General features: G+C 73.1%; 7 protein-coding genes. 4 read left to right on the top strand and 3 right to left on the bottom strand.

Annotation, left to right across the window (positions count from 1 at the left end; all coding sequences use genetic code 11):
- Positions 1-167 precede the first annotated feature (167 nt).
- The gene (locus ABYE80_RS13360; protein ID WP_372790777.1) at positions 168-1,550 is read left to right on the top strand and encodes an MlaD family protein; all 1,383 of its coding nucleotides are present in this window, start codon (positions 168-170) and stop codon (positions 1,548-1,550) included.
- Positions 1,551-2,987 carry an MlaD family protein gene (locus tag ABYE80_RS13355; protein WP_372790776.1) on the top strand — a complete coding sequence of 479 codons (1,437 nt, stop codon included), beginning with the start codon at positions 1,551-1,553 and terminating at the stop codon, positions 2,985-2,987.
- Here ABYE80_RS13355 and ABYE80_RS13350 read toward each other — a convergent pair whose 3' ends face one another.
- Positions 2,988-4,355: an NAD(P)/FAD-dependent oxidoreductase gene (locus ABYE80_RS13350; RefSeq protein ID WP_372790775.1), complete on the bottom strand. Its 1,368-nt coding sequence runs from the start codon at positions 4,353-4,355 to the stop codon at positions 2,988-2,990.
- Between the two features lie 77 nt (positions 4,356-4,432).
- On the opposite strand from ABYE80_RS13350, the gene ABYE80_RS13345 reads away from it, so the two are divergent.
- Positions 4,433-5,692, top strand: a complete 1,260-nt coding sequence (locus ABYE80_RS13345; protein ID WP_372790774.1) for a sorbosone dehydrogenase family protein — start codon at positions 4,433-4,435, stop codon at positions 5,690-5,692.
- Between the two features lie 9 nt (positions 5,693-5,701).
- On the opposite strand, the gene ABYE80_RS13340 is transcribed toward ABYE80_RS13345, so the two are convergent.
- Entirely contained in the window at positions 5,702-7,171 is a 1,470-nt protein-coding gene (locus ABYE80_RS13340; protein ID WP_372790773.1) for a wax ester/triacylglycerol synthase family O-acyltransferase, read from the bottom strand.
- 82 nt (positions 7,172-7,253) lie between these two features.
- Positions 7,254-7,511 (bottom strand): SHOCT domain-containing protein, encoded by a 258-nt coding sequence (locus ABYE80_RS13335; RefSeq protein WP_372790772.1) that lies wholly within the window; start codon positions 7,509-7,511, stop codon positions 7,254-7,256.
- A gap of 116 nt (positions 7,512-7,627) precedes the next feature.
- On the opposite strand from ABYE80_RS13335, the gene ABYE80_RS13330 reads away from it, so the two are divergent.
- On the top strand, positions 7,628-8,422 hold the full coding sequence (locus tag ABYE80_RS13330; RefSeq protein ID WP_372790771.1) for an MBL fold metallo-hydrolase: 795 nt from the start codon (positions 7,628-7,630) through the stop codon (positions 8,420-8,422).
- Positions 8,423-8,460 lie beyond the last annotated feature (38 nt).

Here is an 8,460-nt window from a genome sequence, read left to right as displayed (position 1 = left end):
TCGATCCCCGCCGACCCGCCGCCCGCCATCCGGATCCGGACCAGCGGCACCGCCTATGAGAAGCGGATCGCCGAGGCCCAGGAGGTCGCGGTGGACTGGCTGCGCAAGCAGATCAAGCTCGAGGGGCTCACCGGCAAGCTGCGCGTCTCGGACAAGGCGGTCTCGAAGTGATCCGCGCGATCAAGAAGCGTCGCGGCGACCTGATCGCGGTGATCGGGCTCTTCGTCATCGCGATCGGCGTCGGCGGGTACATCCTCGACAACCAGCGGATGCGGTTCCCGCTGATCGAGGACAAGCCCTTCGAGGTCAAGGCCGAGTTCGCGACCGCCCAGGCCGTCACCCCGGGGCAGGGGCAGACGGTCCGCGTCGCCGGCATCCGCGTCGGCGACATCGCCAAGACGGAGCTGAAGAACGGCCGGTCCATCATCACGATGGCGCTCGATTCCGAGTACGACGATCTCGTCCGGAAGGACGCCACGGCGCTCCTGCGGCCCAAGACGGGGCTGAAGGACATGTTCATCGAGCTGAACCCGGGCACGTCCGAGGCGCCGGTCGCCGACGAGGGGTGGACGATGCCCATCTCCACGACGCTGCCGGACGTCAACCCCGACGAGTTCCTCAGCGCCCTGGACGCGGACACCCGCGACTACCTCAAGCTCCTGCTCAACGGCGCCGGGAAGGGCCTCAAAGGCAACGGGAAGGACCTGCGCGAGGTGCTCGCGCGGTTCGAGCCCACCCACCGTGATCTCGCGAAGGTGTCCACCGAGGTGGCGACCCGCCGTCGCGAGCTGCGACGCCTGATCAACGCGCTGCAGCGGCTGAACACCAAGCTCGCGGGCAGCGACGAGGACCTCTCGCAGCTCATCGAGAGCTCCAACCGCGTGTTCCGTGCCCTCGCGGCCGAGCGCGAGGGCGTGCAGGGAACCGTCCGGGAGCTGCCCGGAGCGCTGCGGGAGACCCGCGACAGCCTCGAGAAGGTCGAGGCGATGGCCCGCGTGCTGCGGCCGACCGCCGACCGCCTGCGGCCCGTCGCCGGTGCTCTCAAGCGCGCGAACGACGCCACCCTGCCGTTCGCCAAGGAGGCCACGCCGCAGCTGCGCGACGACGTCCGCCCGTTCGTCCGCGAGGCCCGTCCCCTGCTCCGGGAGCTGCTGCCGGCCGTCGACGACCTCGTGACCAGCGAGCCGCAGCTGAAGCGCAGCCTGAAGGTGCTCAATCACCTGTTCAACATGCTCGGCCACAACCCCAACGGCCGCGAGGCACCGGGTGTCGCGGGCCGTGACGAGGGCTATGCCTTCGCGCTGGCGTGGCTGAGCCACATCTCGGTCAACCTGTTCTCGACCGCCGACGCCAACGGACCGATGCGCAACATCACGCTCGCCGGCGCGTGCAACGTGTTCGAGTCCTCGGTCGCCTCCGTCCCGGCGTCGGAGTTCATCCTCGGGCTCACGGGCGTGCTCACCGACCCCCGCATCTGTGGCGGGGACGGTGCTGCCGCGCGCCGTGCCACGGCCAAGAAGCAGTTCGGCGGGAAGAAGGCGCAGGGGTAGATGGTCAAGCAGGCACCAACCCTCGGCCGGCTCCTGACGATGGTCGGCTTCGCGCTGTCGTGCTTCGCGCTGCTGCTCTTCCTCTGGGTCAGCTTCGGCGGTCCGACCCCGCTGAAGCCCAACGGCTACCGCTTCGAGGTCGCCTTCCCCGAGGCCACGCAGCTCGCGGTCGAGGCCGACGTGCGCGTCGCGGGCGTCGCGGTCGGCAAGGTACGTGAGAAGCGCCGCTCCGACGACGGCAACTCGACCGTGGCGACGATCGAGATCGAGCCGAAGTACGCGCCGATCGCGTCCGACGCACGGGCGACCCTGCGCCAGAAGACCCTCCTGGGCGAGACCTACGTCGAGATGACCACTGGATCGGCGAGCGCCACGCCGGTGCCCGAGGGCGGGCGCCTGCCGTCCAAGAACGTGAAGTCGACGGTCGAGCTCGACGAGATCCTCGACGCGCTCGACCCGTTCACGCGCTCGGCGTTCCGGACCTGGCAGCAGTCGCTCGCCGTCGCGGTCGACGGCCGTGGCCGTGACCTCAACGACAGCTTCGGCAACCTGCCCGGGTTCATCGAGTCCGGTGGGGAGCTGCTGGACGTCCTCAACGAGCAGCGCGCGTCGCTCCGCGGCCTCGTCAAGAACACCGGCGTGGTGTTCGGCGCGCTGACCCGTCGCGAGGATCAGCTGCGGCGCCTGGTCGAGAACGGCGACACGGTCTTCACGGCGATCCAGCGCGAGCGCGAGGCGTTCGCCGCGACGTGGCGGATCTTCCCGACCTTCCTCGACGAGTCCAAGGCGACCTTCACCCGCCTGGACAGCTTCTCGCGCAAGGCCCAGCCCGTCGTGGCGGACCTGAAGGTTGCGATGGACGACCTCGCCCCGACCCTGGACGCCCTCGGCGACTTCGGACCCGAGCTGCGGCGCCTGTTCGTGAACCTCGACCCGCTGATCAAGATCTCCCGGCGATCGCTCCCCGCGACGACGGAGATCGTCGATGGACTGGGTCCGCTGCTGAACGAGCTCGGGCCATGGCTCGGCGAGATCAACCCGATCCTCGGGTGGATCAGCGAGCACCAGCACACGCTCTCCGACATGTTCGCCAACCTCGGCGTCGCCACGGCGGCCCGGACCAAGTCCCAGGTCCCGGGCGCGCCCGGGCACTACCTGCGCCAGTTCGGGCCGACGGGCACCGAGACGATCGCGGTCTACCGCGACCGCGTGGGCAGCAACCGCGGCAACGCCTACCTGAACCCGCTCGGCGTCGTCGGCCCGGCGATCGCGGCCAACGCGATCCTGCCGTCGTTCGACTGCAAGAACGCCGGTGGCGAGCGTCCCGCGGGCGGAACGCCGTCCGCGCCCGCGTGCCACGTGCAGAAGCCCTACGCGTACGGCGGGGCGACCACGGCGTTCCCGCAGATCGCGCGCGAGGACTACTCCAAGAAGTAGCTACAGCCCGGCCCGCTCGAGCAGGCGCAGCCAGACCTCACTGCGGGTGGGGAACGCCGGCACGCTGTGCCAGAGGTCCTCGAGCGGCACCTCGCCGACGATCGCGATCGTCGCGGCGTGCAGGAAGTCCTGGACGTCCGCCCCGGTGAACGTCGCCCCGACGAGGACCCCACGGTCGTCGTCGATGACGATCTGCGAGGTCCCGGGCGCGTTGCGTCCGTAGAAGGACCCGCCGGCGTTGCCCGAGGTCGAGGCGTCGACCGCACGGGCGGCGATGCCCGCGTCGAGCGCCTGCGCGAGCGTGTAGCCCACCGCGGCGACCTGCGGCTCGGTGAAGGTCACCCGCGGCGGCGGGTCGATGCTCGGGCGCAGGGCGACGTCCTTGCCCAGGATCACGTCGCTCGCCACCCGGGCCTGGTGCTTGCCGACGTGCGTGAGCAGAGAGCGGCCGTTGGCGTCGCCGACGACGTAGAGCCACGGATGACCCTCGACCCGCAGCCGGTCGTCGACCGGCCAGGGCTTCCCGGGCTCCGCGCCGAAAGCCTCGGCACCGAGGTCGGCGGTCAGCGCGCGCCGTCCGGTGGCCACGAGGAGCTCGTCGGCCGTCACGTCGCCGCCCTCCACCGACAGGGTGACCTGGCCGTCCGGACGCCGCCGGACGCGCGAGACCGCGACGCCGAGCCGAACGTCGACCCCGGCCTCGCGCAGCGCGTCGAGCACCTGCTCGGAGGCGAACCGCTCCTCCTTGGCGAGCAGGCGGTCGGCGACCTCGAGCAGCGTGACGCGCGCCCCGAACGACCGGTAGGCCTGCGCCATCTCGCAGCCGATCGGGCCGCCGCCGAGGATCGCCAGGCTCCCGGGCACGTGGTCGGCGGTCGTGGCCTCGTGGTTGGTCCACGGCTCCGCGTCGGCCAGCCCGTCGATCGGCGGGAGCGCGGCGCGCGTGCCGACGGCGACGATGACCGCGTCGTCGGCACGCAGCAGCGCGTCGCCCACCCGGACCGTGCGCGGCGCCTCGAGGCGCCCACGACCGCGGAACACCGTCACACCGCGCTCGTCGAGCCACGGCAGCATGCCGGTGTCGTCGAGGTCGTGGATCACCTCGTCGCGGCGGTCGAGGACCGCCTGGACGTCGAGGTCTCCGCTGACGGCCTGCGCCGCACCCGGGACGCGCCGGACCTCGGCGAGCGCCTGGGCGGGCCGCAGCAGGGCCTTGGAGGGCATGCAGCCCCAGAACGAGCACTCGCCGCCGATCAGGTGCTCCTCCACGATCGCCACGCGCTTGCCCGCCTCTCCGAGGCGCCCGGCGGCGACCTCGCCGGCCGGGCCCGCGCCGATCACGATCACGTCGAAGGTCTGCTCGTCCATGGTGCGAGTCTGCCATCCCCGCTCACCCGCGCACGCAAACCGGCAGGCCGAGGCCCGGCGTTTGGCATCGTCTGTGCATGCCCGTCACCCGTCCGACCTTCGCCATCGCCGTGCTGACCATCACGCTCGCGGCGTGCGGCTCCGCCAACGGGGACGGCACGCGCGCGTCCACGGAGGCCGCGACGGAGCCCGCGGAGAGGACCTCCACCGACGCCGGCGCCCCCACCGGGACGACCACCACACCGCCGGCGCAGGCGCAGAGCGCCGCCCGGCTGCGCCTCACCAAGGTCGGGACGTTCGACCAGCCGCTCTACGTGACCGGCGCCCCCGGCGACCGGCGCCGCGTGTTCGTCGTCGAGCAGGGAGGGCGGATCATGGTGGTGCGAGGAGGACGCAAGCTGAAGACCCCGTTCCTCGACATCCGCTCGCTCGTCACGTCGGGCGGCGAACAGGGCCTGCTGTCCGTCGCGTTCCCCAGCGACTACGCCAAGCGCGGCCGCTTCTACGTCTACTACACCGATCGCCAGGAGAAGCAGCGGGTCGTCGAGTACCGCCGGGCCAGGGCCGACCGCGCCAACCGCTCGAGCGCGCGTCTGGTGCTGCGCATGGACGATCCTGAGGCCAACCACAACGGCGGCAACCTGCAGTTCGGACCGGACAAGCTGCTGTACATCGCCACCGGCGACGGCGGCGGGGCCGGCGACCGGCACGGGACGCGCGGCAACGCCCAGGACCTGGGGTCGCTGCTCGGCAAGCTGCTGAGGATCGACCCGCGCAAGACCGGCAACCGGCGGTACAGGATCCCGTCGACCAACCCGTTCATCGGACGGGCCGGCGCCCGCCCCGAGATCTACAGCTACGGACTGCGGAACCCGTGGCGCTTCTCCTTCGACCGCTCGACCGGCGCGCTCACGATCGGCGACGTCGGGCAGAGCGACGTCGAGGAGATCAACTACCGGCCCAAGTGGAAGGGACGGGGCGCCAATTTCGGCTGGCGGGTGTTCGAGGGTTCCCGGAGGTTCGCCGAGGGGGAGGAGGCTCCCGGCGCGGTGAGGCCCGTCATCGAGCACACGCACGGTGCGGGCTGGTGCTCGATCACCGGCGGGTACGTGGTCCGCGATCGCGGTCTCGGCTCGCTCCGCGGGACCTACCTCTACGGCGACTTCTGTCTCGGCCGGATCTACGGCGCCAAGCTGCGGTCCTCGAGGAAGGTCAGCACGAAGAGGGTCGCGGGGCTCCCGCGCGTGCCCAACCTCGCCTCCTTCGGCGAGGACTCGAGCGGCCGGATCTACGTCGTCTCCCTGAACGGTGCCGTGTGGCGGCTCACGCGCCGCTGAGCGGCGCGATCAGGAGCGGCCGGCGCCCGTGGCCGGGACGGACCGCAGACGGCGACGGTCCTTCGCCCGCTCGCGCCAGGGCGTGACCTCCCGCGCCGCCGGCAGCACGCGAAGGGTGTCGAAGGCCTGCTCGATGTCGCGTCCGAGGTCGAGCACGTCCGGGACGACCACCGCGTCCGCGGTGACCCCGATGTTGAGACGGCCCCGGTAGGAGAGCGCGCCGATGGTGAGCGCGTGGCCGTCGAGACACGGGACGGCCGGGAACAGCGAGGCGAGGGGCCGCCCGAGCAGTTCGAGGTCCACCGGCGGGCCCGGCACGTTGCTGACGACCGCGGTGAACGACGCGGCGCGCGCCGCCGTGCGCGTGACAGCGCGTCGGGCTGCGGCGGGCAGGATGTCCGCCGCGTCCGCGAGGGCCGCGAGGGGCCCCGCCTCGCCCGCGTCCTTCGCCGCCCGGGTCTGCGCACGCACGCGGCGCAGGACCCGGATCGGGTCGGTCTCGGACACGGGCAGCTCCACGCCGATGAAGCTGATCTTGTTGCCCGCGGTGGTCTCTCCGTCCCGGACGTTGACGGGCACCAGGACCTTCACGGACGCAGGGTGCTCCGAGCGCCGACGGAGCGCACGTCCCAGCGCCAACGAGCAGGCGGCGAGCAGCATGTCGTTGATCGTGGCGCCGTGACGGCGCCCGGCGGTGCGCACCCCCTCGAGGTCGGTCGTGGCGAAGGCGACGACGCGGTCCGGTCCGGCGGTCCGGTCGAGGCTCGTCGGGGCGGAGGGGCGGGAGAACGCCTCGACCGCGCCCGCGATCTCCCGCAGCCGCGCCGGGTCGGTGCGCCGCGCCGCGGCAGCGAGGGACAGCGCCGCGCGGCCGGACCCCTCCAGCCGCGTGCGGACCAGGTCCCGCCCGTTGGCGGTCAGCGGGGCCGGGCGCGCCGGGACCCAGGCTCCGTGGCCGTCGGGCGTCGCGGACGGCTGCGGGGTGAAGAGCAGCAGCGCCACCTCGATGGCGGCGATGCCGTCCACGAGGGCGTGGTGGGCCTGGCCGACCACGGCGAAGCCGCCACGGTCGAGTCCGTCGACGAGATAGAGCCGCCACAGCGGACGGGAGGGGTCCAGCGGCTGCGACAGCAGCAGTCCGGCGAGCTCGCGGAGCTCGGCCGGACCGCCTGGGGCGGCCAGCCGCAGCGCGTGCACGTGGCGGGCGATGTCGAACCCGGGGTCGTCGGCCCAGCGCAGGTCGCCGAGCCCCAGGCGCGGCGACGCGACCCGCCGGCGGAAGCGCGGGACGGCGTCCAGACGCGCCTCGAGGTGGCGCCGGAGCTGGGCGAGCGGTGGTGCGGTGCCCTCGAACCGCATCGTCCAGCCGACGTGCAGCGGGGCGGCGGCCGTGTCGAGGTCCAGGAACGAGGCGTCGAGCGCGCTCAGGCGGTCGGGCGGCGTGTTCGGCGGCGAAGCGATACGCGCATCCTGGCGCATCGACAGGTCGTCTGTCACCGCCGCACGGGCCGAATCGACCGCTCCGAGCGGTCGACGTGCGCTCTGCGCCCGGGCGGACGGCTCAGATCTCGTCCAGGAGCTTGGTCTTCTGCGCCAGGAACTCGTCGTCGGTGAGGGCGCCGCGTTCGTGCAGCAGGGCCAGCCGCTCGAGCCGCTCGAGCGGGTCCGGCGGACTCAGCGGGGCCGACCCGGGGAGCAGGCCCGGAAACGCGCCGGCGGTCATGCCGGCGAACGCGGGACCGGACGGCGTCGCGCGGTCCTGAGCCCCGACGTCCTCCCCGCCCTCGGGCGGCGGGCGGCGTGGTCGGTCGACGAACATGCACCGACGGTAACGGCGGCCTGCCGGCGGGTGGTCTCAGAGCGGTCTCGCCCCCGTCTCGTCCCCTGAAAGGGGCTGCCCCGGGCCGGGGGGCGGACGTGCGACGATCCGGGGCGGTGGAACAGCTCGCAGCTCACGACATCGCGCACCTGCGCGCCGACAACCCGGGACCGTTCACGCTCACGGGGACGAACACCTGGCTGGTCGGTCGGGATCCGTGCTGGATCGTCGACCCCGGACCCCAGTTGCCCGCGCACCAGGAGGCGGTGGCGCGGGAGGGCCGGCGGCGCGGCGGCGTCGCCGGGATCGCGCTGACCCACGACCACCAGGACCACGTGGGCGGGATCGAGCCGCTCCTGCGGCTGCTGCGTCAGGCCGGTGACGCGCCCGTCGTCGCCGCGCACCGGTACCCGAGCGACGTGGCCGTCGGTCACGGCGACGTCGTCGGTCCGTTCAGCGCGGTCGCGACGCCGGGGCACGCTCCGGACCACCTCGCGTTCGTCACCGCGGCGGGGGTGGTGTTCAGCGGTGACGCGGTGCTCGGCGAGGGCAGCGTCTTCGTCGCGCCCGCCCCGGGTGCGCTGCGTGGCTATCTCGACGCCCTCCGCGGTCTCCGCGGGCGCGACCTGCGGCTCATCTGCCCCGGGCACGGGCCGCTGATCACCGAGCCGCACGCCAAGCTCGACGAGTACGTCAGCCACCGCCTGGAGCGGGAGCGCCGGCTGCTCGAGGCCCTCGAGGCCGGCGCGCGGACGATCGACGAGCTCCTGGACCGGGTGTGGAGCGACGCTCCGGCGGCGCTCCGGCCCGCCGCGACGGTGACGCTGGCCGCGCACCTCGACAAGCTCGACGAGGAGGACCGCCTGCCGTCGGGCGTCGCACGGCCGGAACTGCCGGACTGGCTGCGCTGACCCGCTGGACTGGCCAGCTGGCCAGCGACAGCGTGGGG

It is taken from the genome of Paraconexibacter sp., assembly GCF_041602235.1.
Lineage (GTDB): Bacteria > Actinomycetota > Thermoleophilia > Solirubrobacterales > Solirubrobacteraceae > Paraconexibacter.
The sequence above is the reverse complement of the archived record's forward strand: the minus strand, read 5'-3'. Positions and strand labels throughout refer to the sequence as shown.

Coding starts and splice junctions, on each gene's coding strand:
- ABYE80_RS13340 (WP_372790773.1), bottom strand. CDS start 7,171: ATGCGCCAGGATGCGCGTATCGCTTCGCCGCCGAACACGCCGCCCGAC.
- ABYE80_RS13355 (WP_372790776.1), top strand. CDS start 1,551: ATGGTCAAGCAGGCACCAACCCTCGGCCGGCTCCTGACGATGGTCGGC.
- ABYE80_RS13345 (WP_372790774.1), top strand. CDS start 4,433: ATGCCCGTCACCCGTCCGACCTTCGCCATCGCCGTGCTGACCATCACG.
- ABYE80_RS13350 (WP_372790775.1), bottom strand. CDS start 4,355: ATGGACGAGCAGACCTTCGACGTGATCGTGATCGGCGCGGGCCCGGCC.
- ABYE80_RS13335 (WP_372790772.1), bottom strand. CDS start 7,511: ATGTTCGTCGACCGACCACGCCGCCCGCCGCCCGAGGGCGGGGAGGAC.